The sequence below is a fragment of the Geodermatophilus sp. SYSU D00663 genome (assembly GCF_054050655.1).
In genome coordinates, this window is record NZ_JBJGZT010000010.1 from 12,687 (window position 1) to 36,912 (window position 24,226).

Here is a 24,226-nt window from a genome sequence, read left to right on the forward strand (position 1 = left end):
GTCCTTCAGCGGTTCTGCATGCTGCGGGCGGCCATCTGCAGGTAGCCCCACAGGGTGGCGTCCTGCTCCTCGGTGAGGTCGAGGGTGTCGACGGCGTCCCGCATGTGCCGCAGCCACGCGTCGCGCTCGGCCGGGCCGATGGCGAACGGGGCGTGCCGCATCCGCAGGCGCGGGTGCCCGCGCTCCTGCGAGTAGGTGGTGGGGCCGCCCCAGTACTGCTCGAGGAAGCGCCGCAGGCGGGTCTCGGCACCCTCCCAGTCGTCCTGGGGGTAGAGCGGCGCGAGCACCGGGTCGGCCTTGACGCCGGCGTAGAAGCGGGCGACGAGCCGCCGGAAGGTCGGCTCTCCGCCGACCTCCTCGTAGAAGGTCCGCGCCGACGGCAGGGACCGGGTCGCCTCGCTCATGACACCGATGGTCCCGCAGCCGGGCGGTCCTCCGCCACGAGGGTCCGGGTGCGGCCGTAGGCGAGCAGCGGCGGCACGACCGCGACCAGCCCGATCCCGCCGGTCAACGCGACGACGGCGCTGGGCGACAGCCCCTCGGCGGCGAGCCCCGCGGCCAGCGCACCGACGCCCTGGATGCCGTAGAGCCCGCTGACCGCGACGCCGAAGGCCCGGCCCCGGTAGGCCGGCGGCACCGCCTGCACGAAGGCGACGTTGAGCGGGATGGTCCAGGAGGCGCCGAGCCCGGCGACGAACATCAGCCCGACGACGACGGCGAACGCGCCCCGGCCCGGGCCCGCGGTCACGGCGACCAGGCCGGCCAGCAGCACCGGCGCCAGCGACAGGCCCACCAGCACCGGCATCAGCCGGTCGCTGCGCGCCGTCCCGAGGAAGCGGGCGACCACCAGGCCGCCGACGGTGACCCCGAGCGGGTTGGCCGCCAGCAGCACGCCCACCTGGACCGCGCGCTCGCCGAGCTCGTCGGTCAGCGGGGCGGCGATGCCCTCGGCGGCGTTGGCGAACAGCGTGCCGACCCACAGCAGCGCGATGATCGCCACCAGCCGCGGGCTGCCCCCGATCAGCCGCAGCCCCTCGCCGGCCTCCCGCCACACCGACGACGGCGCCGCGAGCTCCTCCGTCGGCGCCGGCCGCCGCTGCAGCCCGAGGGTCAGCCACACGGCGGACACGGCGAAGGTGGCCGCGTTGACGAGCAGCACCACCGAGGGGTCGAGCACGGTGACCAGCCCGCCGGCGGCGAGGAACCCGACCACCTGCGCCACCTGCAGGCTGACGTTGGTCAGCGAGGTGGCGACGGCGTAGCGCTCGCCCTCCAGGACGTCGGCCATCAGCGCCGAGCGCGCCGACTCGAACGGCGGCGCGCACAGCGCGACGAGGAACAGCAGGACCAGCAGCAGCGGCAGCGGCGTCCCGGGGACCGCCATCCCGGCGACCAGGACCGCGCGGACGACGTCGCTGGTGATCAGCACCCGGTGCCGCGGGAACCGGTCGGCGACGGTCGCCAGCACCGGGCCGCCGAGCGCCCACGGCAGGAAGCCCAGCGCGAAGGTGAACGCCGACAGCAGCGGCGAGTCGGTGCGCTGGTAGACGAGGACGGTCAGGGCCACCCGCGCGAGCTCGTCGCCGATGGTCGACAGCGTGTAGGTGCCGAACAGCGGCCGGAACTCGCGGACGGCGAAGACCGCACGGAAGCTCGCCCGGTCGGTGGCCCTCCCCTCGGAGGTCGCGCGGCGACCGTCCCCGGTGCTCATCGGGCGCCGGCGGCCGCGGCGCCGGAGGACGCGCCGATCAGCGGGGGCGGGGTCTTGATGCCCTCGGCGACGAACCGCTCCTTGAGCCGCATGCGCAGCTCGCGGCCGACCCGCCACTGGTCGGCGTTGGTCGAGCGCACCTGCACCCGCATGAAGACGCCCTCCGAGAGGATCTGCTCGACGCCGAGGGACTCGGGCTCGGCCAGCAGCACCGCCGCCCACTCGTCCTCGGCGTACATGCCGTCGGCGACCTCCTGCATCACGGTGCGGCAGCGCTCGAGGTCGGTGTCGTGCGCGACGGGCATGTCGATGACCACCTGCGCGTAGCCCTGGCTCTTGTTGCCCACGCGCAGGATCTCGCCGTTGCGGGCGTACCAGACGACGCCGTTGACGTCGCGCAGCCGGGTGATCCGCAGGCCCACCGCCTCGACCGTCCCGCTGGCCTCGCCGAGGTCGACGACGTCGCCGACGCCGTACTGGTCCTCGAGGATGATCCCGATCCCGGCGATGAAGTCCTTGATCAGGTTCTGCGCGCCGAAGCCGAGCGCGACGCCGACGACGCCGGCGCTGGCCACGATCGGCGCCAGGTTGATGCCGAGCTCGCCGAGCACGAGGACGACGGCGATGCCCATGACGACGAACGAGGCGAAGCTGCGCAGCACCGACCCGATCGCCTCGGCGCGCTGGGTGCGCCGGGCGGCCACCTGCTCGAGCGGGTCGCCGCCGCCGGCGGCCGCGCGGTTGCGCAGCGGCCGCAGGATCGTCGGCATCGACCCGGTGGCGGTGCGGTCGGTCAGCCGCCGGATCGCCCGGTGCAGCAGCAGCCGGACGACCGCGGCCATCACCACGACGAGCAGGATCTTCGCGGGCTTCTCGATCAGCGCCTCGGCGTTGTTCGCCAGCCAGTCGATGCCGGACAGCTCGTAGACCTTGGCGCACAGCGTCGTCGGGTCGGAGACGCAGTCGGGCATGGAGCCGGCGAGCCCGCTGTCAGCAGCGGCGGTCACTACGGAGGGTGGAGCAGTCATCACTCTCCATGGTGTCAGGTCGGAGCGACGGATCAGGAGTGATCCGCGCGCCATCCGGACAGGCCGGTCGCGGCGGCGAGGAAGGCCAGCTGGTCCGCGGCCAGGCCGACGGTGCGGCTGACCGCCCGGGCGCCGTGGCCGACCGACGTCTCCCGCCGCAGCAGCACCGGCGCGTCGGCGCTGGTGGCGGCCTGCAGCGCGGCGGCGAGCTTGCGGGCGTGCAGCGGGTCCACGCGGGTGTCGGACTCGAAGGTCGTGAACAGCGTCGCCGGGTAGGCGGCGCCCTCGCGGACGGCGTGGTACGGCGAGTAGCCGAGCAGCCAGCCGAGCTCCTCCGGGTCCTCGGCGGTGCCGTACTCGTCGTTCCAGGTGCGGCCCAGGCCGAAGCGCTCGTACCGGACCATGTCCAGCAGCGGCGCGCTGCAGACGACGCCCGCGGCGAGGTCCGGCCGCTGGGTCAGGGTGGCGCCCACGAGCAGGCCGCCGTTCGAGCCGCCCATCACCGCGAGCTGCCCGTGCGTCGTCCACCCCTGGGCGACCAGGTGCTCGCCGGCCGCGGCGAAGTCGTCGAAGACGTTCTGCTTGCGCTCCCGCATGCCGGCGCGGTGCCACTCCTCGCCGTGCTCGGAGCCGCCGCGCAGGTTGGCCACCGCCCACACCCCGCCCGCGGCCACCCAGGCCAGCGCCTGCGCCGAGTAGGACGGGGTGAGCGCGACGTTGAACCCGCCGTAGCCGTAGAGGACGGTCGGCCGAGGGGTGTCCGGCTCGCCGGTACGCGAGACCACGAACAGGTGCACCGGCGTCCCGTCGCGCGAGGTGGCGTGCGTCTCCACGACGGTCACCTCCGGCACCTCGCCGGCCACCGGGGCGCGCTCGTCCTCGGTGAGCGCCGTCGGCTCGGCGGCGTCCCAGCGCAGCACCGACGGCGGGGTGGAGTGGTCGGTGTAGCCGACCCAGGCGATAGTGCCGCCCTCCGGCGGGGCGCTGACGCCGGAGACGCTGCCGACGCCCAGGCCGGTCACCTCCGCCAGCCGGCCGGACCCGTCGCCGGCCCAGACCGAGACCCGGTCGGTGGCGTCGACCGAGTGGACGGCGAGCACCTGCAGCGAGCCGTCGGCACCGTCGACCAGCGCGACGTCGGACAGCACGCCGTCCTCGGCCTGCGGGACGACGTCGGCCCACGCCTCGACCGCCCAGGTGGCCGGGTCGGCCGGGTCGGCGACGGCGAGCCGCCAGCGCGGTGTGCCGCGGTCGCTGAGCAGCCACAGCCGGCCGTCGCGGGCCACCCAGGCGGCGGTCTGCGCGTCGACGCCGACCTGGAGCTCCTGCAGGGGTGGGCGGGTGCTGGGTGCAGAGCTGGTCAGGTCGGCCAGCCAGACGTCGTCGCGCGGGGCGGTGCCGGCCGACGCGGAGACGACCAGCCAGCGGCCGTCGCGGCTGGTGCGCACGCCGTAGTAGTTGGTCGGGTCCAGACCCTCGCCGTGCACCAGGACGTCGTCGTCGGGGTCGGCGCCGACCCGGTGGCGCCACACCCGGCGGTGGAACTGCTCCTCGCCGGCGGGCACCTGGTCGGGTGCGAGGCGGCGGACGTAGAAGAGCTCCTCGCCGCCGGGCAGCCAGGCGACGGGGGAGTAGCGGCAGCGGTCGACCGGGCCGTCGAGCCGCTCGCCGGTGGCGACGTCGAGGACGTACAGCCGCGACTCCTCGTCGCCGCCGGTGGACAGCTGGTAGGCCAGCCGGTCGCCCTCCCACGACGGCGCCCAGGCGTCGAGCGTCGTCGTCCCGGAGGGGTCGACGGCCATCGGGTCGACCAGCACGCGCACGCTGCCGTCGGCCTCGCGCACCCGCAGGACGGCGTGCTCCTGGCCGGGGTCGCGGCGGGTGGAGAAGGCGCGGCCGCCGCGGTGCACCGGGACGCCGACGGCGCCGGCGTGCACCAGCCGCTCGAGCCGGGCGGCGAGGTCGGCCCGCAGGGGGAGGGCGCCGAGGACGTCGGCGGTGAGCGCGTCCTGGGCGGCGGTCCACGCCTGCGTCCGCGGGTCGTCGGGGTCCTCGAGCCAGCGGTAGGGGTCGGCCACGCGGTGACCGTGCAGGTCCTCGACCAGGTCGAGTCTCTCGGCGTCGGGGTAGCGCACCCGCACCACCGTAACGGCGCCCCCGTCGGCGCCCCGGCACCCTCCGGAATCGTTTCCCCGCGCGCCGGAGGCGCAGGTCAGGGCAGGATGGGCACAGCCCTGTGCGGCCGCCCCGGTACGGCGGTCCGGGGCGTCGGAGGTGATCCGTGTCGCGTTCCGCGTCCGGGTCGTCGCCGGCGGGCCACCCAGGTCCGCGGCGCGACCCCGTCCCCGTCCCCCGGCTGCCCGTGCCCTCGTCCGGCACGGCGTCGGCCACGCTGCTGCTCAACGCCACCTACGAACCCCTGTGCGTGGTCTCCAGCCGCCGCGCGATCGTCCTGGTCCTGGCCGAGAAGGCGGTCCCGGTGGACGACTCCGCGGAGGTGGTGCACGCCGAGCGGGTGGCCCTCGCCGTCCCGGTGGTCGTGCGGCTCACCCGCTTCGTGCGGGTGCCCTACCCCGCGCAGGTGCCCCTGTCCCGGCGGGCGGTGTTCACCCGCGACGGGCAGACCTGCGTCTACTGCGGCGGGTCGGCCACGAGCATCGACCACGTCGTCCCGCGCAGCCGCGGCGGCACGCACACGTGGGACAACGTGGTGGCCGCCTGCCGGAAGTGCAACCACACCAAGGCCGACCGGTCGCTGGCCGAGCTCGGGTGGAAGCTGCCACACCCGCCGCGGACGCCGAGCGGCGCGGCCTGGCGGCTGCTCGGTGCACGCACCGTGGACCCCCGCTGGCGGGAGTGGCTGGGGATGCCGGAGAGCGTCTCCGCATGAGGGAGGACCCCGTCCTCCCCGTCCGTCGCAGGCCCGGGCCGGGCCCCTGGACGGGGCCGGCGAGCGGCCGGAGGAGGACCCCGTGACCTCCGCGGGCACCGCCCGGCGGCTGTGGGCGCTGGGCGAGCCGTACCACGCGGTCACCTACTTCGCCGACGAGGCGCGGTCCGCGGCCGGGGAGGCCGGGCTGTCCGGCTTCTGGGCCACGTACTTCGCGCTGCGCGCCGCGCCGCTCGGGCCGGTGGGGCCCGCGGTGGTCACGGCGGCGTTCTACAACTTCGCGCCGTCGTTCGTCGCCCGCCGGGTGCCCGGCGTCTGGTCGGCGGTGACGCCGGAGCAGGCGCTGCGCGTCCGGCTCGCCGCCGTCGACGCCGTCGTGCGCCGGGTGCTGGGCGAGTGGGCGTCCTCGGCCGAGGCCGCGGAGGCCGCGGAGCTGGCGCGCATCGCCGCCGAGGCGGTCGACCTGCCGGGCCGGCCGCTGGCGGCGGCGAACGCGGCGGTGGCCGAGCCGGACGAGCCGCACCTGGCGCTGTGGCAGGCGCTCACCACGCTGCGGGAGCACCGCGGCGACGGGCACAACGCGGCGCTGCTTGGCCGGGAGGTGTCCGGCGTCGGCGCGCACGTGCTGGTGGCCGCCGCCGGCCGGGTCGACCGGGCGTGGCTGCAGAAGGCGCGCGGCTGGGGCGACGACGCGTGGGCGGCCGCCGCCGACGAGCTCGCCCGGCGCGGCTGGCTCGACGGCAGCGGACCCGACGACGTGGAGCTGTCCGCGGAGGGCCTGGCGATGGTCACCGCGATCGAGGCCGACACCGACCGCCTCGCGCTCGGCCCGTGGCGGACGCTCGGCGACACGCGCTGCGACCGGCTCGCCGAGCTCCTCGTGCCGCTGCGCCGCGCCGTCGTCGCCGCCGGTCTCTTCCCCGACCGCAACCCGATCGGCGTCCCGCCCGAGGCCGACTGAGTCGACTCCGGATCGTCACTCGGACGGAGGGTCGCTCTCGGGTGCTTCGACGTCCTCCGACACCGCGGAGGTCGGCACGCCCATCACCGACGGGTCTTCGTGCAGCGCCTCGCTGATGACTCGCACGTGAGCCACAGCCTGCTCGAGGAGCGACTCCACGACGGCGTCGCGAGGTGCTCCCAGCGGTATCCCGAGAGGTCTCGTGACTCCCAGCGCATCCAGTCGCTCTCGCCGGGCGGACACGACGGCCCGATCGGCCCGAGTGGGTCTGGTGTAGAACCGCCCCGCCCAGACGGGACTGGGGAAGCTGGCTGAAGCGAATCCCGCCGAGTCGTCACGTGGATCGCCGGGCACTGTCGCCCAGTGGTCAGGGCTGTAACCCACCCAGAACTGGTGGTGCAACACCGTGATCGTGACCGTCGGATCGGTGTCCCAACCGCGTGAGCGCGTCAACGAGTCGTAGCGGACCTCTTCCTCGTCCAGGCGGGTCTTCAGCTTGTCGCAGAGGTCTCGGGCGATGCTGACCACCTGCTGCACCATGCGACCTGTCGCCACGTCTTGCACGGATGCCGTGAAGGGAACGAAGTCACTGACCCCGACGAGGGCGGCGTCCAGGGCCAGCAACTCCGTGAACGGCCGCCCGGAGCGGTCGAGGACCCCGTTGAGCAACTGGGACCAGGACAGCACCACGACCGTCCGAGTGTCGGCATGGCCCGTGTAGCTGCCGGTGGAAGAGCTCAGACGGACACCCAGCTGCTCGCGGACCTGTACCGCCAAGGCGTCGACCAACGGTTCACGCGTGACCAGGACGAGAGAGCCATCGGCGTCGAGTTGCTCGAGGTATCGCGGCGCTTGGTCCTCCGAGGTGAGCGCTGAGTCCACCTTGGTCTCGACGATGCACCGGGGAGACCCCTTCGAGGTGACGAGGAAGTCCCGGTAGGACTTCTTGCCCGTGACCGGATCCTGTTCGTACGCCTCTCGCTCGACGACGCAGTCATCGAGCGAGAGGCCGGTCACCGATCCGAGGAAGGCGAGGAAGGCGCAGCGCATCTCGGGGTGAGCGTCCAGTAGTGCCTTGAGGACGTTGTTGGTGCTGACCTCCGGGCTGCCGGAGGAACGGATCAGATAGCGCAGTGCCTCATGCGCCGGTGCATCAACCATCGTCACTCCTCGATGCGGTGAGCGGTGTCTCCGACAGCGGTGTTCCGTTCAGGTGACGCGGGCGCGCTCCTCGGGGTAGGCGGCCCAGCCGCCGTCCTCGAGCAGGGCGCGGAACCGGTCGACGGCGTCCCAGACGTCGACGAACCGCGTGTACAGCGGCGCGGGGCCCAGGCGCACGCGGTCGGGCGTGCGGAAGTCCGGCACCACCCCGCGGTCGACCAGGGCCCGGGTCAGCTGCCAGGCGTGCGGGTGGGCGAGCGTGACGTGCGACCCGCGCCGCGCCGGGTCGCGCGGGCTGGCCAGCGCCACGCCGTGCGGCACCAGGTGCGCGTCGGCGAGGTCGACCAGCAGCCCGGTCAGCGCCCGCCCCTTCGCCGCCAGCCGGTCGGTGCCGGCCTCGGCCACCAGGCGCGCGCCCACCTCGACCGCCGCGGCGGCGAGCACCGGCGGCGTCCCGGTGGCGAACCGCCCGACGCCGGGCACCGGGTCGTAGGCCGGTCCCATGGCGAACTGGTCGCGCTGGCCGAACCAGCCCCAGATCGGCTGGCGCAGCGTCTCCTGCAGCTCACGCCGCACGAAGAGGAACGCCGGCGCGCCCGGCCCACCGCCCAGGTACTTGTACGTGCACCCGACGGCGAGGTCGACGCCGCTCGCGGTCAGGTCCAGCTCCACCGCGCCCGCCGCGTGCGAGAGGTCCCAGACGACCAGCGCCCCGGCGTCGCGGGCCGCCGCCGTCACCGCCGCGACGTCGGCCAGCGCGCCCGAGCGGTAGGCGACCGCGGACAGCACGACGACGGCGACCCGCCCGTCCAGCGCCGCCGCGAGCACCGCCGGGTCCAGGCCCTCGTCGACGTCGGCGGGCACCTCCCGCACGGTCATGCCGCGGGCGGCGGCGACCCCGGCGACGACGTACCGGTCGGTGGGGAAGTCGTCGGCGCAGCAGACCAGCACGTCCCGGCCCGGGCGGGCGTCGGCCGCGGCGACGAGCAGCTTGTAGAGGTCGACGGTGGTCGAGTCGCTGAGCAGCACCTCGCCGGGCCGGGCACCGAGGACGCCGGTGCCGATGACGTCGCCGACCCGCGTGCCGACGTCGATCCACGACGACCACGACCCGACCAGCCCGCGGCCCCACTCCTGCTCGGCCACCCGCGCCAGCGCCGCCGGGGTGTCGACGGGCATCCGGCCCAGCGAGTTGCCGTCCAGGTAGAGCAGGCCGTCGTCGACGCCGGCGAAGCGGGCGCGGAACCCGGCCAGCGGGTCGGCGTCGTCGAGGGCCTCGGCGTGCGCGCGGGAGAGGGACACGGCGACGTGTCTACCGGGCGGGGCTACCGTCGCCGCCCGTGACCGGTACGCAGGTGCACGAGCTCACCGCGCTGGAGCAGGCGGCCGCCGTCCGGGACCGGACGGTCAGCCCCGTCGAGCTGGTGGAGGCGGCCCTCGCCCGCGTCGAGGCCCTCGACGCCGGCCTGGGCGCCTTCGTCACCGTCACGCCCGAGCGGGCGCTGGCCGCGGCGGCCGAGGCCGAGGCCCGGGTGCTCCGCGGCGGCGACCTGCCGCCCCTGCTCGGCGTGCCGACGGCGATCAAGGACCTCAACAACACCGCCGGCGTGCGCACCACCTTCGGCTCCGCGGTGTTCGCCGACTTCGTGCCCCAGGTCGACGACGCCGTCGTCACCAAGCTCGCCGCCGCCGGGACGATCAGCCTGGGCAAGACCAACACCCCGGAGTTCGGCTACCCCTGCTACACCGACAACGACCTCGCCGGCCCCGCCCGCTGCCCGTGGGACCCCACCCGGCTGGCCGGCGGGTCCAGCGGTGGCGCGGCGGTGGCGGTCGCCGCCGGCATGGTGCCCTTCGCCCAGGGCAGCGACGGCGGCGGCTCGATCCGCATCCCGGCCAGCATCAACGGGCTGTTCGGCATCAAGCCGACCCGCGGGCGGATCAGCAACGGGCCGCTGGGCAGCGACGTCACCGGGCTGGGCACCAACGGGCCGCTGGCCCGCACCGTCCGCGACGCCGCCGCGATGCTCGACGCCATGGCCGGCCCGGTCACCGGCGACTTCGCCTGGGCGCCGCCGCTGCCGCCGGGGGAGACGTTCCTCGCCGCCGCGGACCGGCCGCCCGGGCGGCTGCGGATCGGCCGCGCGCTGGAGTCCCCGATGCCCGGCACGGTGCTGCAGCCCGAGGTGGCCGCGGCCCTCGACGACGCCACCGCGCTGCTCACCGACCTCGGGCACGAGGTGGTCGACGTCCCGCCCGGCCTGGTGGGCCCGGACGTGCTCGGCGCCTTCGAGCGGGTGTGGTCGCTGTCGGGGACCACGCTGCCGGTGCCGCCGGGCCGGGTGGGGGAGCTGCGGCCGCTCACCCGGGAGCTGCGCGCCCGCGGGCTGGCCCTGTCGGCGCAGGCGGCGATGGAGGCCCTGGGTGCCCTCCGGTTGTTCGCCCGCCGCTACGTCGAGGCCACCGACGGGTTCGACGTCCTCGTCGCCCCGGTGACGACGATGACGCCGCGGCCGCTGGGCTGGTTCGACGCCGACGGCGACGGCGCCGAGGACTTCGAGCGCAACAAGCGGTACGCCGCGTTCACCGCGCTCTACAACGTCACCGGCCAGCCGGCCGTCAGCGTTCCCCTGCACTGGACCGGCGACGGCCTGCCGGTCGGGACGATGCTCGTGGGGCGGCCCGCGGACGAGGTCACGCTGATCGCCCTCGCCGCCCAGCTGGAGCAGGCCCGGCCGTGGGCGCACCGCCACCCGCCGGGCTGGGACGCGTACGCATAGGTGATCACGGAGGGCGGTAGATTCCGGGCGTGACCGTCGTCGAGACCCTGCTCGTCTTCCTCGTGGCCCCGCTGGCGGTGTTCGTCCTCCTGTGGGCGCTGACCTACCTGCCGGGCGGGCGCAAGCGCCAGGGCGTCCGGTACAAGCCGGGTCAGCCCTGGGAGCACGAGCCGGTCTGGTACGAGCCGCAGCCGAAGGACGCCCCGACGCACGCCGCCGGCCAGGGCGACACCCAGGCCGTCGGGTCCTCGCTGTACGGCGAGACCGCGTCCACCGGGTCCGGCCACGGCGGCTCCGGGACCACCACCGGCTCGCACGTGATCGCCGGCGGCTCGCACGGCGCGACCGCCGTCTCCGCCGGTGCGCCGGCCCCGTCCGCCGGCGGCCCGCTCGGCGGCGCCCGCGGCACCTGGTGACCGCCCTCGTGACACCCATCCACCTCGCGACCGCCTCAGGAGGCCGGCGATGACCCGCGTCTTGGACGCCGACGCCCACGACACCGGGACGGTCGACACCGCGCCCAACCGGGCCGACGAGGGCTACGACACGATCTTCAGCTACCGCGAGCTGGCGCGGCTCGACGAGGCGCTGACGATGTCCTCGCGCGAGACCGGCCTGCGGTTCACGCTCTACATCGGCGACCTCGGGCCCAAGACCCGCATCCGCGCCGAGGAGCTGCACGCCCGCGGCGGCGACCCGGCCGAGTCCGTGCTGCTGGCCGTCTCGCCCGGGCAGCGGGTCATCGAGGTCGTCACCGGCGCCTCGGCCGCCCGCCGGCTGCCCGACCGGGCGTGCGCGCTCGCGGTGCTGTCGATGACGAACTCCTTCGCCTCCGGCGACCTCGTCGGCGGGATCGTCAACGGCCTGCGGCAGCTGTCCGACCAGGCCGGCCACCCCCGCGGCGCCCGCACGCACTGACGAAGGACCCCCTGCCCCCACCCACCCGCGAGCTGGCGGCGGGACCCTGCAGGGGGCCGGACGCCCCTGGTGGACGCGAGAGGCCCAGGACCCGGCGGGTCCTGGGCCTCCCGCGTCCAGCGGGTCAGGCGCCGGCGGCGGCGTCCCGCGCCCGGTTGCGCAGCGCGCGGGCGATGCCGTCGCGGCCCTCGGAGACCAGCCGGCGCAGCGGCGCCGGGTGCCCCTCCTGGCCGAGCCACCTGTCGGCGGCCTGCAGCGTCCGCTCCTCGACGACCGACGGGAACAGGTACTGCACGGCGTTCTTCGCGATCTCGCCGGGCCGGCGCGCCCACATCGGGCCGCACTCGGTGAAGTACCGGTCCACGTACTCCGCGGTGAGCTCCCGCTGCGCCGGGTGCCAGAAGCCCGCCACCAGCGCCTCGTGCACGGCGTTGGGGATCTCCGGGTCGTGGAACGCCCGGTGCCACGCCTCGGCCTTGGCCTCCGCGGTCGGGCGCAGCGCCCGCGCGGTCGCCGCGCGCCGGATCCCGGTGGCGGTGGCGTCCCGCTCGGCCTCGGCGTCGATCTCGGCGTCGCCGGCCGCGCCGATGGCCACCAGGCCGTTGAGGAACGCCCACCGGGCGTCGGCGTCGACGGTCAGGCCCTCGACGGTGCGGGAGCCGTCGAGCAGCCCGCGCAGCACCGCGGCGTGCTCCTCGGTGCGGGCCGCGGCGGCCAGGGTGCGCGACCACTGCAGCTGCTCGTCGCTGCCCGGCTCGGCCGACTCCAGCGCCTGCAGCGCCTTGTCCGCCAGCGCGGCCCACCCGGTCTCGGCCCACGCCGGGTCGGCGTACGAGGTCAGCGCGGACTGCACCCGGGCCAGCAGCGACTGCACCACGCTGATCTCGGTCTCGGCGTCGATGCCGGCCAGCACCAGCTGCACCCACTCGCGGGCGGGCAGCTCGGCGTCGCGGGTCATGTCCCAGGCGGCGGCCCAGCACAGCGCGCGGGCGAGGGGGTCCGGGACCGTGCCGATCGCCTCGCGCAGCGTGGCCAGCGAGCGGTCGTCGAGGCGGAGCTTGGCGTAGGTGAGGTCGTCGTCGTTGACCAGCACCAGGTCCGCCACCGGGTGCCCGGCCAGCTCGGCGACCTCGGTGCGCTCGCCGTCGACGTCCAGCTCGACCCGGGTGGTGCGGGTCAGCCCGTCCGGCCCGCGGTCGTACAGGCCCACGGCCAGCCGGTGCCGGCGCAGCACGGGGTGCTCGGGGACGGCGGTCTGCTCGATGGCGAACGAGGCGTAGCGGCCGTCGTCGGTGAGCTCGTACACCGGGCGCAGGGTGTTGACCTGGCTGGTCTCCAGCCACTGCGCCGACCACTCGGTGAGGTCGCGGCCGGTGGCCTCCGACAGCGGGTCGAGCAGGTCGGCCAGCGTCGTGTTGCCGTACTCGTGGGTGCGGAAGTAGCGGCGGATCCCGGCGAGGAACTCCTCCCGGCCGACGTAGGCCACCAGCTGCTTGAGCACCGAGGCGCCCTTGGCGTAGGTGATCCCGTCGAAGTTCACCTCGACGGCGGCCACGTCGACCATGTCCGCGGCGATCGGGTGGGTCGAGGGCAGCTGGTCCTGCGCGTAGGCCCAGGCCTTCTCGGTGTTGGCGAACGTCGTCCAGGCGGTCGTGTACTCGGTGGCCTCGGCCTGGCACAGCGTGGAGATGTAGGTGGCGAAGGACTCGTTGAGCCACAGGTCGTCCCACCAGCGCATGGTCACGAGGTCGCCGAACCACATGTGCGCCAGCTCGTGCAGCACCGTCTCGGCGCGCCGCTCGTAGCGCGCCCGGCTGGTCCGCGACCGGAAGACGTAGTCCTCCAGCACGGTGACCGCGCCGGCGTTCTCCATGGCGCCGGCGTTGAACTCCGGCACGAACAGCTGGTCGTACTTGTCGAACGGGTACGGGTAGTCGAACACCCGCTGGAAGAACTCGAAGCCCTGCTTGGTGACCCGGAACAGCTCCTCCGGGTCCAGGTGCTTCGCCAGCGACGCGCGGCAGTACAGCCCGAGCGGGACGTCCTCGTAGCAGTCGGTCACCCGCGCGTAGGGGCCGGCGATCAGCGCGACCAGGTAGGTCGACAGCCGCTTGGTCGGCTCGAAGTGCACCAGCTGCGAGCCCGCCGGCCCGGCCTCGATGGTGCGGCCGCCGGTGTTGGACACCACCTGCCAGTCGAACGGCGCGACGACGTGCACCTCGTAGGTGCCCTTGAGGTCGGGCTGGTCGAAGCAGGCGAACACGCGCTTGGCCTCGGCCGGCTCGAAGTGCGTGTAGAGGTAGACGTGCCCGTCCTCGGGGTCCTCGAAGCGGTGCAGGCCCTCGCCGGTGTTGGAATACCGGCAGTCGGCGTCGACGACGAGCGTGTTGTCGGCGGCGAGGTCGGGCAGCGGCAGGCCGCCCTCCTCGGTGTAGGTGGAGACGTCGAGCTCGACCCCGTTGAGCGTGGCGGACCGGACGGTCTCGGCGACCAGGTCGACGAACGAGGCGGCGCCGGGCTCGCGGCAGGTGAACCGCACCGTCGTCGTCGAGCGGAAGGTCCCGCTGCCCGGTCGCCCCTCACCGTCGGTGAGGTCGAAGCGGAGGTCGTAGCTGTCGACGTCGAGCAGGCGGGCGCGGGCGGCGGCGTCGTCGCGGGTCAGGTTGGGTACGGCCACGCCCGGCAGCCTGCCACGGACGGCCGACACGCCCGCAGGGCACCGGGAACAAGCGGCCGGACGGGGCACTTGGCAGCGGGCAGTGGCCGGAGGTGCGACCCCGGCCCCGAGGACGACGGACCAGAGGAGAGCGATCGATGACCGAGGCAGTGCAGAGCGCCCCGACCAGGGCCCGGGTGGACTTCTGGTTCGACCCGCTGTGTCCCTGGGCCTGGCTGACCAGCCGCTGGGTCCTGGAGGCGGCGAAGGTGCGCGACATCGACCTGCACTGGCACGTCATGTCACTGGCGGTGCTCAACCGCGGGCGCGACCTGCCGGAGGAGTACCAGAAGATGATGGAGCAGGCGTGGGGCCCGGTGCGGGTCGCGATCGCCGCCGCCGAGAAGCACGGCGACGAGGTCCTCGGGGACCTCTACACGGCCATGGGCACGCTGCGGCACCACGAGGGCAGGGAGCTCGACGAGCTGATCGCCCCCGCGCTCGAGCGCGTCGGCCTGCCGGCCGAGCTGGCCGAGGCCGCGACCTCCACCGACCACGACGAGGCGCTGGAGAAGAGCCACCACGCCGGCATGGACCCGGTCGGCGACGACGTGGGCACCCCGGTCATGCACATCGACGGCGTCGCGTTCTTCGGCCCGGTCATCAGCCGGGTGCCCACGGGCGAGGACGCCGGGCGGGCCTTCGACGGCGCCGTGCTGCTGGCCAACCTGCCGGACTTCTGGGAGCTCAAGCGGACCCGCACGTCGGGCCCGGACATGGACTCGGTGCCGGCCGACGCCCTGGAGCTGGAGAACAGCTGAGCCCGCCCGTGCACTTCCGCGGACCCGCACCGGGCGGGTCCGCGGAAGTGCACGGCTGGCATGCTGCCGGGCGTGCCGCGACCGACCCGCCAGCGCATCCTGATCACCGGCGCCAGCTCCGGGCTGGGCATGGGCATGGCCCGCCGCTTCGCCGCGCGCGGCCGGGACCTCGCGCTGGCCGCCCGCCGCGAGCACCTGCTGGAGGAGCTGCGCGACGAGCTGCTCGCCGCGCACCCCGGCATCCGGGTGGTCACCGCGGCCCTCGACGTCGACGACGCGACGGCCGTGGCCGAGGGCGTCCCGGCGCTGGCCGCGGAGCTGGGCGGCGTCGACCGGTTCGTCGCCAACGCCGGCATCGGCAAGGGCGCGTCGGTGGGCACCGGCGCCGGCTGGGCCAACCGCGCGACGCTGTTCACCAACGTCCTCGGCACCCACGCCCAGTGCGAGGCCGCCGTCGAGCTGTTCCGCGCGCAGGGGTCGGGCCACCTCGTCGTCGTCAGCTCGGTCGCCTCGGTCCGCGGGATGCGCGGCACCCGCACCGCCTACGGCGCCAGCAAGGCCGCGCTCAACGCGCTCGCCGAGGGCATCCGGTCGGACCTGCTCGGCACCGGCATCCGGGTCACCACGGTGCTGCCCGGCTACATCGAGACCGACATCAACGTCGGCCGCCGCGGCCCGTTCACCGTCGACCTCGACACCGGCGTCGACGCCCTCGTCGCCGCGATCGAGCGGGAGCCGGTGCGGGCCTACGTGCCCGAGTGGCCGTGGCGGCCGGTGTCGGCGCTGCTGCGCGTGCTCCCGCTGCCGGTGGTGCGCCGCCTCACGTGAGGCGGGAGGCGGCGGCCCGCATCGCCGCCTGGTCGTAGGGGCCGCGGTCCAGCCGGCCGGCGCGGACGGCGGCCAGCACCGCCAGCAGCTCCTCGCGCTGGGCGCCGACGAAGTCCGCGTCCACCACCGCGCCGTGGCCGGGGACGACCGGCCCGCGGGCCAGCGCGTGCAGCCGGCCCAGCGTCGCGGGCCACTCGGCCGGGAAGGCGTCCTCGAACGCCGGCGGGGCGCCCTCCTCGACCAGGTCCCCGGCGAAGACGGTGCCGTCCTCCACCTCCACGACCAGGTCGTGCCCAGTGTGCCCGCGGCCGAGGAAGCGCAGCACCACCTCGACGCCGCCCACGTCGAGCACCGCGACGTCGTCGACCAGCGCGTCCGGCGGGTCCAGCGGCGCCCGCCGCACCTGCGCCGCGGCCTCGTCGTCCCCGGCCGCCAGCAGCTCCGCGACCCGGGCCGCGCGCTGCGCCTCGCCGGTCGCCAGCAGGTCGGCGGCGCAGCCGCGCGTGCCCCACACCGTCGCCGGCCGGAACGCGGCGTTGCCGAAGCAGTGGTCGTAGTGGGCGTGGGTGTTGACCACGGTCCACGGGTGCGGGGTCACCCGGCGCACGGCGGCGGCGAGGTCGGCGGCCTCGGCGGGGGAGGAGCGGGTGTCGACGACGAGGCAGGCGCCGTCGCCGACGACCAGCCCGCAGTTGAGGTCCAGCGACCCGTGCCGGCGGACGAAGACGCCGTCGGCGACCTCGGTGAACGTCACCAGCAGATCCGCATCGGCCGGCCGCGGGCGTCGAGCGAGCCGTCGCCCACGCACTCCGCGGCGCCGTCGGCGATCCGCCGGGCCGACCACGCGGCGGCGCAGGCGTCGAGCGCGTCGACCGCCGGGATGCCTGCCGGCGCCTCGGACAGCGCGTCCATTACGTCCATGACCGGCTGGAGTGCGCGCAGGCGTTGCCCCTGGCCCCGGGCGCTCGCCTTCGGATCGCGCACGCGCTCGTCGAGGGCGCGGAACGCCAGCTCGGGGTGGACCTCGTGCACGCGGGGGTCAGACGGGTCGCCGAGGGCGTCGTCGAGGTCGCGGATGGAGCGCCTCAGCCGGAACGACTGCGCCGACAGCGAGCGCCCGCCGGTCGCAGCGATCGAGAGCTCACGGGCGTGCGCGTAGTCCCGCGCGGCCAAGACCGGGCGCACGGGGGCGGGGAACACCGAGCCGGCGGCGCCGCGGCCGCGCAGCTCGTCCCGCGCGGCGACGTCGCAGGTCCGCACACCGTCGTCGGACAGGCCGATGGGCATGTCGACGGCGACGACGTCGACGTCCGGCACCGCGAGGACCGCCGCGGCGTCGTCGAGGTGGAGCAACCGCACCGTGCGGCCGTCGAGCAGCGCGCCGACCCAGGCCCCGCGCCAGCCGTCCACCCCGAGCACCGCCACCACCCGACCCTGACAGACTCGGCGCATGCGCGTCTTCGTCGGCACCGACCACGCCGGGCTGGACTTCAAGGAGCACCTCAAGCAGGCGCTCACCGAGGCCGGGCACGAGCCGGTCGACTGCGGCGCCTTTGAGTACCACCCGCAGGACGACTACCCGCCGTTCTGCTTCGAGGTCGGCGAGCGCGTGGTCACCGAGCCGGGCAGCCTCGGCGTGGTCATCGGCGGCTCGGGCAACGGCGAGCAGATCGCGGCGAACAAGGTGCCCGGGGTGCGCGCGGCGCTGGTGTGGAACACCGAGACCGCCCAGCTCGCCCGGCAGCACAACGACGCCAACGTCGTCTCGATCGGCGCCCGCCAGCACTCGATCGAGGAGGCCACCGCGCTGGTGCTCGAGTTCCTCCGGACGCCGTTCAGCCACGACGAGCGGCACGTCCGCCGGATCGGGCTGATCCACGACTACGAGCAGAACCGGCACCGTCCCGCCGGCGGCCTCCCCACGCGCGGCGACGTAGTCTGACGATCAGAACTGGTCCGGGCAGAACGGGCTCACGGGCCAGGAGAACGCCGTGGCGGCCTGGGTGACCGCACCCGGGCTCACCTCGGTGACCCGGCCGGCCGCCTGCAGCGTGCCCAGCGAGACCCCGCCCAGGTAGGCCGCGGCCAGCGCCTCGACGTCGACGACCAGGTCGGGGTCGCCGTCGGTGGGGGCGCAGAACGCCCCGGCCGGGTGACCGCGCAGCCACCAGCGGCCGTCGTTCCACGGGCAGAACCGGTCGCGCACCTCGAGGACCATGTCGATCGGCGCCGGGTAGCGGCGCGCGGCCAGCGCCCGGCCGACGTCGACCAGCCGCAGCCACAGCCCGTCCAGCGGGCGCGCCTGCAGCGCGCGCGGGTCGGCCAGCAGGTGGCGCAGCGGGTCGTCGGCGGGCGCGTAGCCGGCCTCCACGGTCCGCACGAGGTCCAGGTCGAGCAGGTACCGCCACAGCGCCGCGTAGCCGGGGGTGCTGCGCGCCCGCACGTCCTCGACGACGACCGTGCCGTCGGCCAGGCCGTCGTCGGTCCACCGGGTGCGCACGCGGAACGCGGCGAAGCCGGTGACCTCGCCGTCGGCCTCGGTGTGCAGCACGTACCGGCGGGCGCCGGCGCCGCCGCGGCGCTCGGCCGGGTCGCGCAGCGCGCGCTCCCACCAGCGCCCGTCGCGCTCGAACGTGCCGGGCACCCAGCGGCGCAGCGCCTCGTGCACCCGCGCGGCGCCGGCCCGCCACGCCTCGGGGTCGGCCGGGGCCACCGTGCCGGTGCCCAGGTCGACGCCGGGGCGGAAGGCCATGTCGCGGGTGGAGCCGCGCAGGTTCCCGCGCTGCGTCGCGGGCGCGTAGCCGAAGCGGCCGTAGATCGAGCCCTCGGAGGCCCACAGCGCGGCCAGCGGCTCGCCCTGCTGCTCGTGCAGCTCGGTGAGCTGGCGGCGCATCATCGCGGTCAGCACACCCCGGCGGCGGTGGGTGGGGGAGACGGTCACCCAGGTGACGCCCGCGCACGGGACGACGGCGCCGGGCACGGTCACCTGCCGGCTGTAGATGCCGCCGGTGGCGGCGACCCGCCCGTCGCCGGCCCACAGCGACAGCGACCGGTCCAGCTCCGCCGTCGGCGGGACCCGCTCGGTGAAGTCGCCGATCGGGTCGTCGCCGAAGACCTCGAGCATCGCCCGGCTGAAGGCGGGCCACTCCTCGGCGGTGACGGGGCGGAGGTCGGCGGGATCGGTCACGCCTGGTGTCTACCGGGCGGGGACGGCGGCCCGCGACCGCGTTCAGCCGCGGAGGTAGGCCAGGGTCGCCATGACCCGGCTGTTGCGGTCCTCGTCGGGCGCGAGGCCGAGCTTGGCGAAGATCCGCTGGGTGTGCTTCTCCACCGCGCCCGGGGTGACCACCAGCTGCCGGGCGATCGCGGTGTTGGAGTGGCCCTCGGCGATCAGCCCGAGCACCTCGCGCTCGCGCGGGGTGAGCCGGCGCACCGGGTCGTCGGCGCGGCGGCGGGCGAACAGCTGGGCGACCACCTGCGGGTCGAGCACGGTGCCGCCGGCCACCACCTCGGCGAGCGCGGAGAGCAGCTGGTCGAGGTCGGTCACCCGGTCCTTGAGCAGGTAGCCGGCGCCGCCGCGGCCGTCGGCGAGCAGCTCGTCGGCGTAGGCCACCTCGACGTACTGCGACAGCACCAGCACCGCCGTCCCGGGCACCGCCCGGCGCACCTCGACGGCGGCGCGCAACCCCTCGTCGGTGTGCGTGGGCGGCATCCGCACGTCGACGACGGCCACGTCGGGCCGGTGCTCGCCCACGGCGCGCACCAGCGACGGGCCGTCGCCGACCGCGGCCACCACGGTGGTGCCCGCCTCCTCGAGCAGCCGGACCAGCCCCTCGCGGAGCAGGACCGAGTCCTCGGCGAGCACCACCCGCAGCGGCCGGCCGTCCGGGGTCAGGCCCACGGCAGCTCGGCGGTGGTCCGGGTCGGGCCGCCGAGCGGGCTGTCGACGGCCAGCGCGCCATCGACGGCGCGCAGCCGGTCGGCGAGCCCGGCCAGGCCGTGCCCGGGCACCAGCAGCGCCCCGCCCTCGCCGTCGTCCTCGACGACGACCCGCAGCACGTCGCCGGCCCGCCGCACCTCGACCCGGCACACGCCGGCCCCGCTGTGCTTGGCCACGTTGGCCAGCGCCTCGCTGACGACGAAGTAGGCGGTGTTCTCCGTGACCGGCGCCGGCCGCTCGTCGGGCAGGTCGACGGCGAGCTCCACCGGCACCGGCGAGCGGGCGGCCAGCGCGGCCAGCGCCGCCGGGAGGCCGCGGTCGGCGAGCACCGGCGGGGCGATGCCGCGGGACAGCGCCCGCAGCTCCTCCAGCGCCTCCCTGGCGAGGACGCCGGCCTCGGCCAGCGTCGTGCGGGCGGCGGCGGGGTCGCGCTCGAGCTGGCGCTGGGCGCGGGAGAGGTCCATGCCCAGGCGGACGAGGTGCTGCTGCGGGCCGTCGTGGATGTCGCGCTCCAGCCGGCGCAGCGCCACCGCCTCGGCGGCGACGGCGGCGTCGCGGCCGCGGGAGAGCCGGCCGATCTCGGCCTGGGTGGCGGCGCGGGAGGTGAGCAGCACCCGGCCGAGCTGCGCCTGCAGCAGCGCGACCGCCCGGACGGCGAAGGGGAGCACGGCCGCGGCGACCAGGCCGATCGCCGTGTAGCCGACGATCCGCAGCGGGGTGCCGCCGTCGAAGCCGAGCAGCTCGAACAGGTCCTCGTTGCCCTCCTGCGGCAGCGCCCAGTCCCACAGCCCGTAGGTGATCCCGCCGAGCGCGAGCGCCCAGAACGTGACCGTGACGACGAAGGCCAGGACGGCGAGCGGGAACCGGACGACGGCGTGCAGCACGTCGAGCCAGGACTGCGGGTCGCGCAGCGGGGTCAGCAGCCGGCGCACCCGGCCGCCGTCGGGGGTCAGGTAGGCCGGGCGGGGGACCGGGTGGCCGAGCACCGCGGGCAGCTGCGCCCGCTCGAGCGCGGCGAACCCGCGGGCGGCGAGCAGGGTGAGCGCGAGGACAGCGAGGCCGACCCAGACCACCACGGTGCCGACGCCGACGGCGACGCCGGTCACGGCGACGACGAAGGCGGCGATCCCGACCGGCAGCGACAGCAGCGCGTAGCCGGAGTCGACGAGCAGCCGGCGCAGGAGGCCGGCGTGCGGTGGGGCGGCGGTCGCGGAGGGCATCACGAGGGTGTCGGTGGTCATGCAGCGAGCCTGCTGGCGCGGGGGCGCCCGGCCGATCCCGTCAGCCGGTCGATCCGCTGTCGGGCTGGCCCGACACCCGCTGCGCTGCTCATGTCGCCGGCGATGCTCCCGGTCACGGCGGGCCGGTGTCCAGCGTCCTGGCTAGTGTCGGGCGCGATCCCGAGCGCGCCGACGGCGCCGTGCCCCCGCGCGGCCGCGTGCCCGGCTGGACGGAGGTCGCCCGTGCGCCCGAGGTCGGTACCCGTCGCGCTCAGCGCGCTCCTGCTGGCCGCCGGCTGCACGGCGTCCACCGCCGCGGAGGAGGACGGGGGCGGCACCGCCCCGGTCGCGACCTCCGCACCGGACCAGCGGCTGACCGTCGTCGCCGACGCCGAGCCCGCGGCGTCGGCCGTCAGCGCCAGCCGCGCGCTGTTCGACGAGGCCGGCGTGGTCGTCGTCGCCCCCGAGGGCGACCGGGCGGCGACCCTGCTCGGCGCCTCGGCCGCGGTCGGCCTGGGCGTGCCGCTGCTGCTGGACCCCGAGGGCGAGGACGCCGACGCTGCCGTCGCCGAGGAGATCGGCCGGCTGGGCGCGCGCACGGTCCTCGCCGTGGGCGCCGACACCGCACCCGGCGACGCCGACGTCGTCGGCGTCCCGGCCGGTGCCGAGGCGGTCGCCGCCGCCACACGCCTCGACCTCGCCGACGCCGACCCGGTGCCGGCCGACGGCGAGGCGGCCGCGGTCGCGGCGCTCGACCCCGACCGACCCGCGGCCCTGCGCCCCGAGGAGGACGGCGCCGCGGCCGAGGGCGAGGCCGACGGCGAGCTGCCCGCGGTCACCCGCGCCGAGCCGCTCGAGGGCACCGTCGTCCTGGCCGACGGCGACCCGGGGTCGCTGGCCGGCGTCGCCACCGCCCGGGCCGCCGGCGCGCGCGTGCAGGTGACCGGCGGGCAGACCGACCCGCGGGGGTCGGCCGACGCGGTCGAGGCGGTGTCCGGCGCGGAGACCGTCGTCGCCCTGGGCGCGGGGTTCGGCGCGGAGGACGGCCTGGACTGGAAGGTGGAGACCGCGGCGACCGGCACCCAGCTGCCCGGCGGCGGGCAGACGCTGTTCCCGCAGCACTTCATGGTGGCGCTCTACGGCCACCCGGGCACCGGCGCGCTCGGCGTGCTCGGCGAGCAGGACGTGCAGGCGAGCGTCCAGCGGGCCCGCGACCACGCCGCGCCCTACGAGTCGCTGGTCCCCGACGCCACCGTCGTCCCGGCCTTCGAGATCATCGCCACGGTCGCCTCGGAGTTCCCGACCGACGGCAACGACTACTCCTTCGAGGCGCCGCTGGAGCAGATCCGCCCGTGGGTGGAGGCCGCGGGGGAGGCCGGCCTCTACGTCGTCCTGGACCTGCAGCCCGGGCGCACCGACTTCGTCACCCAGGCCGAGCTGTACCGGCCGCTGCTGGAGCTGCCGCACGTCGGGCTGGCGCTGGACCCCGAGTGGCGGCTGGCGCCGAACCAGGTGCACCTGACGCAGATCGGCTCGGTCGGCATCGACGAGGTGAACCGGGTGGTGACCTGGCTGGCCGACCTCACCCGCGAGAACCGGCTGCCGCAGAAGCTGCTCGTGCTGCACCAGTTCCGGGTGGACATGATCCCCGGCCGCGAGCAGGTCGACCTGTCCCGCGACGAGGTCGCCGTCATGGTGCACGCCGACGGGCAGGGCCCTCAGGGGAGCAAGCAGGACACGTGGCGGGTGCTGCACGGCATCGGCCCCGAGGGGCTGGCCTGGGGCTGGAAGAACTTCTACGACGAGGACTCGCCGATGCTCACGCCCGAGGAGACGATCGCGCAGGTCTCCCCGCGGCCCCAACTCGTCACCTACCAGTAGTCCCCCGGTGAACGGTCACCGGCGCTCGGGTGCCGGCTTCCCGGGCACCTCGACCGCGCCGGTCGTCCACGAGGAGCAGCAGGAGATCCGCCAGCCGCTCGTCGACCGGGCGCAGTCCGAGGGCGTCATCGACCCCGCACGGTCCGCCGTCGCGAACTGGCGGCGGGTCCGCACCGGCGAGCCGCTGGCGCCCTGACGCACCCGTCCCACCCGCACTCGACCGCCCAGACGGAGCCCTTGGGCGGGGCGGTCGGTGTCCGGGACGGTCAGCCCGCCGGGGACTCCCGTTCCGTCGGTCCTCCGTGGTGGACTACCGCCCGTCGACGGGGATGGCGACCGAGGAGAGGTGGTCCGCGTGACCAGCGTGCTGACCGGGGTGTCCGACGAGCTCGACCCGCGACTGCTCGAGCACCGGCGGGAGCTGACCGGCTACTGCTACCGGATGCTGGGGTCGTCCTTCGACGCCGACGACGCGGTGCAGGAGACGCTGGTGCGGGCGTGGAAGAGCTTCGGCTCGTTCGAGGGCCGCTCCTCGCTGCGCTCCTGGCTGTACCGGATCGCCACCAACGTCTGCCTCGACCAGCTCTCCGGGCGGCAGCGCCGGGCCCTGCCCATGGACCTCTCCGGCTCGCCGTGGTCGCCGGTCGAGGCGTCCCTGGCCGCCAAGCGGCCGGCCGATGCCTGGGTCGAGCCGGTCCTCGACCGCGCGGTCCTGCCCGAGGACGGCGACCCGGCCGAGCATGCGGTGGCGCGTGAGTCGGTGCGGCTGGCCTTCGTGGCGGCGCTGCAGCACCTGCCGCCGCGGCAGCGCGCCGTCCTCCTGCTACGCGACGTGCTGCGCTGGCACGCCGACGAGGTCGCCGCCCTGCTCGAAACCACCGTCGCCTCGGTCAACAGTGCCCTGCAGCGGGCCCGCGCCACGCTGGCGGCCATGGGCGGCACCCCGGAGGAGCGGCCGCTGGACACCGACCACCGCGAGCTGCTGGACCGCTACCTGGACGCCTTCGAGCGCTACGACATCGACGCCTTCGTCGCCCTGCTGCACGAGGACGCCACCCAGCACATGCCGCCGTTCGAGATGTGGCTGGGCAGCGCCGCCGACATCGGCACCTGGATGCTCGGCCCGGGCAGCGGCTGCCGGAACTCCCGGCTGCTGCTGACCGAGGCCAACGGCAGCCCGGCGGTGGCGCAGTGGCGCCCCACGGACGACGGCGGCCACACCCCGTGGGCGCTGCACGTCCTGGAGATCGAGGACGGCCGGATCCGGCACATCACCAGCTTCCTCGACCTCGACAACGACCTGTTCGCCCGGCTCGGCCTGCCGCTCACCCCGGACGCGGCGCCCGCCGCCGGCTGACCTCCCGCCCGCCTCCACCGCCGCCTCCCACCCACCCGGGTCGGGGGGCGGCGGCGCGTCGAGGGGTTGCCCCC

General features: G+C 75.6%; 23 protein-coding genes. 11 read left to right on the forward strand and 12 right to left on the reverse strand.

The annotated features are described in order from the left end of the window. Positions 1-5: 5 nt before the first annotated feature. Genes ACI79Z_RS09615 through ACI79Z_RS09630 form a run of 4 tightly spaced genes read right to left on the reverse strand, consistent with a single transcriptional unit; the run spans position 6 to position 4,874 of the window. Positions 6-404: a globin gene (locus ACI79Z_RS09615; protein WP_387985520.1), complete on the reverse strand. Its 399-nt coding sequence runs from the start codon at positions 402-404 to the stop codon at positions 6-8. Continuing rightward, complete coding sequence (locus tag ACI79Z_RS09620; protein ID WP_456902475.1) at positions 401-1,711, reverse strand: MFS transporter; 1,311 nt, start codon at positions 1,709-1,711, stop codon at positions 401-403. Before ACI79Z_RS09620 ends, ACI79Z_RS09615 begins: the two co-directional genes overlap by 4 nt. Continuing rightward, positions 1,708-2,718: a mechanosensitive ion channel family protein gene (locus ACI79Z_RS09625; protein WP_387985515.1), complete on the reverse strand. Its 1,011-nt coding sequence runs from the start codon at positions 2,716-2,718 to the stop codon at positions 1,708-1,710. Before ACI79Z_RS09625 ends, ACI79Z_RS09620 begins: the two co-directional genes overlap by 4 nt. Positions 2,719-2,771: 53 nt before the next feature. Continuing rightward, complete coding sequence (locus ACI79Z_RS09630) at positions 2,772-4,874, reverse strand: prolyl oligopeptidase family serine peptidase (protein ID WP_456902476.1); 2,103 nt, start codon at positions 4,872-4,874, stop codon at positions 2,772-2,774. A 227-nt stretch (positions 4,875-5,101) separates the two neighbouring features. Here ACI79Z_RS09630 and ACI79Z_RS09635 point away from each other — a divergent pair, with 227 nt between their 5' ends. Next, the gene (locus ACI79Z_RS09635) at positions 5,102-5,629 is read left to right on the forward strand and encodes an HNH endonuclease (RefSeq protein WP_387985509.1); all 528 of its coding nucleotides are present in this window, start codon (positions 5,102-5,104) and stop codon (positions 5,627-5,629) included. Positions 5,630-5,711: 82 nt separating this feature from the next. Then, complete coding sequence (locus ACI79Z_RS09640; RefSeq protein WP_456902477.1) at positions 5,712-6,590, forward strand: SCO6745 family protein; 879 nt, start codon at positions 5,712-5,714, stop codon at positions 6,588-6,590. 15 nt (positions 6,591-6,605) lie between these two features. Here the strand turns inward: ACI79Z_RS09640 and ACI79Z_RS09645 are convergent, their stop codons facing one another. Together ACI79Z_RS09645 and kynU are read right to left on the reverse strand one after the other, a co-directional pair. After that, complete coding sequence (locus tag ACI79Z_RS09645) at positions 6,606-7,751, reverse strand: hypothetical protein (RefSeq protein ID WP_456902478.1); 1,146 nt, start codon at positions 7,749-7,751, stop codon at positions 6,606-6,608. Between the two features lie 48 nt (positions 7,752-7,799). Next, positions 7,800-9,053: a kynureninase gene (gene kynU / locus ACI79Z_RS09650; RefSeq protein WP_456902479.1), complete on the reverse strand. Its 1,254-nt coding sequence runs from the start codon at positions 9,051-9,053 to the stop codon at positions 7,800-7,802. A gap of 38 nt (positions 9,054-9,091) precedes the next feature. On the opposite strand from kynU, the gene ACI79Z_RS09655 reads away from it, so the two are divergent. From ACI79Z_RS09655 to ACI79Z_RS09665, 3 genes are read left to right on the forward strand one after another with little or no spacing between them, the layout of a single operon-like run. Continuing rightward, the gene (locus ACI79Z_RS09655) at positions 9,092-10,531 is read left to right on the forward strand and encodes an amidase (protein ID WP_387985499.1); all 1,440 of its coding nucleotides are present in this window, start codon (positions 9,092-9,094) and stop codon (positions 10,529-10,531) included. Positions 10,532-10,560: 29 nt separating this feature from the next. Further along, positions 10,561-10,947, forward strand: coding sequence for an aa3-type cytochrome oxidase subunit CtaJ (gene ctaJ / locus ACI79Z_RS09660; RefSeq protein ID WP_387985497.1), 387 nt, complete (start codon positions 10,561-10,563; stop codon positions 10,945-10,947). 49 nt (positions 10,948-10,996) lie between these two features. Further along, positions 10,997-11,449, forward strand: a complete 453-nt coding sequence (locus tag ACI79Z_RS09665) for a DUF5130 family protein (RefSeq protein WP_387985495.1) — start codon at positions 10,997-10,999, stop codon at positions 11,447-11,449. A 124-nt stretch (positions 11,450-11,573) separates the two neighbouring features. Here the strand turns inward: ACI79Z_RS09665 and pepN are convergent, their stop codons facing one another. After that, entirely contained in the window at positions 11,574-14,126 is a 2,553-nt protein-coding gene (gene pepN / locus ACI79Z_RS09670; RefSeq protein WP_387985493.1) for an aminopeptidase N, read from the reverse strand. Positions 14,127-14,263: 137 nt separating this feature from the next. Between pepN and ACI79Z_RS09675 the strand changes: the two genes are divergently transcribed. After that, complete coding sequence (locus ACI79Z_RS09675) at positions 14,264-14,926, forward strand: mycothiol-dependent nitroreductase Rv2466c family protein (protein WP_387985490.1); 663 nt, start codon at positions 14,264-14,266, stop codon at positions 14,924-14,926. A 72-nt stretch (positions 14,927-14,998) separates the two neighbouring features. Then, positions 14,999-15,754, forward strand: coding sequence for an SDR family oxidoreductase (locus ACI79Z_RS09680; RefSeq protein ID WP_387985487.1), 756 nt, complete (start codon positions 14,999-15,001; stop codon positions 15,752-15,754). Here ACI79Z_RS09680 and ACI79Z_RS09685 read toward each other — a convergent pair. Further along, a complete protein-coding gene (locus tag ACI79Z_RS09685; RefSeq protein ID WP_456902480.1) occupies positions 15,747-16,508 on the reverse strand; it encodes an MBL fold metallo-hydrolase in 762 nt (253 codons plus the stop codon). The genes ACI79Z_RS09680 and ACI79Z_RS09685 overlap by 8 nt on opposite strands. After that, a complete protein-coding gene (locus ACI79Z_RS09690) occupies positions 16,505-17,179 on the reverse strand; it encodes a DUF429 domain-containing protein (protein WP_456902481.1) in 675 nt (224 codons plus the stop codon). The genes ACI79Z_RS09685 and ACI79Z_RS09690 overlap by 4 nt, the downstream gene beginning before the upstream one ends. A gap of 25 nt (positions 17,180-17,204) precedes the next feature. Here ACI79Z_RS09690 and ACI79Z_RS09695 point away from each other — a divergent pair, with 25 nt between their 5' ends. Continuing rightward, positions 17,205-17,696 (forward strand): ribose-5-phosphate isomerase, encoded by a 492-nt coding sequence (locus ACI79Z_RS09695; RefSeq protein WP_456902482.1) that lies wholly within the window; start codon positions 17,205-17,207, stop codon positions 17,694-17,696. 3 nt (positions 17,697-17,699) lie between these two features. Here ACI79Z_RS09695 and ACI79Z_RS09700 read toward each other — a convergent pair whose 3' ends face one another. The 3 genes from ACI79Z_RS09700 to ACI79Z_RS09710 are packed head-to-tail and all read right to left on the reverse strand — an operon-like array spanning position 17,700 to position 20,935. Further along, positions 17,700-18,941: a GNAT family N-acetyltransferase gene (locus tag ACI79Z_RS09700; protein WP_456902483.1), complete on the reverse strand. Its 1,242-nt coding sequence runs from the start codon at positions 18,939-18,941 to the stop codon at positions 17,700-17,702. Positions 18,942-18,983: 42 nt separating this feature from the next. Continuing rightward, the gene (locus ACI79Z_RS09705) at positions 18,984-19,655 is read right to left on the reverse strand and encodes a response regulator (protein ID WP_456902484.1); all 672 of its coding nucleotides are present in this window, start codon (positions 19,653-19,655) and stop codon (positions 18,984-18,986) included. Then, positions 19,646-20,935 (reverse strand): sensor histidine kinase, encoded by a 1,290-nt coding sequence (locus tag ACI79Z_RS09710; protein ID WP_456902485.1) that lies wholly within the window; start codon positions 20,933-20,935, stop codon positions 19,646-19,648. Before ACI79Z_RS09710 ends, ACI79Z_RS09705 begins: the two co-directional genes overlap by 10 nt. Positions 20,936-21,157: 222 nt before the next feature. Here ACI79Z_RS09710 and ACI79Z_RS09715 point away from each other — a divergent pair, with 222 nt between their 5' ends. The 3 genes from ACI79Z_RS09715 to ACI79Z_RS09725 all read left to right on the forward strand — a co-directional run bounded on the left by ACI79Z_RS09715 (position 21,158) and on the right by ACI79Z_RS09725 (position 24,152). After that, on the forward strand, positions 21,158-22,795 hold the full coding sequence (locus tag ACI79Z_RS09715) for a hypothetical protein (RefSeq protein WP_387985472.1): 1,638 nt from the start codon (positions 21,158-21,160) through the stop codon (positions 22,793-22,795). A 7-nt stretch (positions 22,796-22,802) separates the two neighbouring features. Further along, the gene (locus tag ACI79Z_RS09720) at positions 22,803-22,991 is read left to right on the forward strand and encodes a hypothetical protein (protein WP_456902486.1); all 189 of its coding nucleotides are present in this window, start codon (positions 22,803-22,805) and stop codon (positions 22,989-22,991) included. Positions 22,992-23,150: 159 nt separating this feature from the next. Continuing rightward, complete coding sequence (locus ACI79Z_RS09725; RefSeq protein WP_456902487.1) at positions 23,151-24,152, forward strand: sigma-70 family RNA polymerase sigma factor; 1,002 nt, start codon at positions 23,151-23,153, stop codon at positions 24,150-24,152. The last annotated feature ends 74 nt before the right edge of the window (positions 24,153-24,226 follow it).

What these genes read in the sequence shown, in the direction of transcription:
- ACI79Z_RS09645 (WP_456902478.1), bottom strand. Translation starts at nt 7,751, where the DNA reads ATGGTTGATGCACCGGCGCATGAGGCACTGCGCTATCTGATCCGTTCC.
- ACI79Z_RS09615 (WP_387985520.1), bottom strand. Translation starts at nt 404, where the DNA reads ATGAGCGAGGCGACCCGGTCCCTGCCGTCGGCGCGGACCTTCTACGAG.
- ACI79Z_RS09695 (WP_456902482.1), top strand. Translation starts at nt 17,205, where the DNA reads ATGCGCGTCTTCGTCGGCACCGACCACGCCGGGCTGGACTTCAAGGAG.
- ACI79Z_RS09710 (WP_456902485.1), bottom strand. Translation starts at nt 20,935, where the DNA reads ATGACCACCGACACCCTCGTGATGCCCTCCGCGACCGCCGCCCCACCG.
- ACI79Z_RS09665 (WP_387985495.1), top strand. Translation starts at nt 10,997, where the DNA reads ATGACCCGCGTCTTGGACGCCGACGCCCACGACACCGGGACGGTCGAC.
- ACI79Z_RS09675 (WP_387985490.1), top strand. Translation starts at nt 14,264, where the DNA reads ATGACCGAGGCAGTGCAGAGCGCCCCGACCAGGGCCCGGGTGGACTTC.
- ACI79Z_RS09620 (WP_456902475.1), bottom strand. Translation starts at nt 1,711, where the DNA reads ATGAGCACCGGGGACGGTCGCCGCGCGACCTCCGAGGGGAGGGCCACC.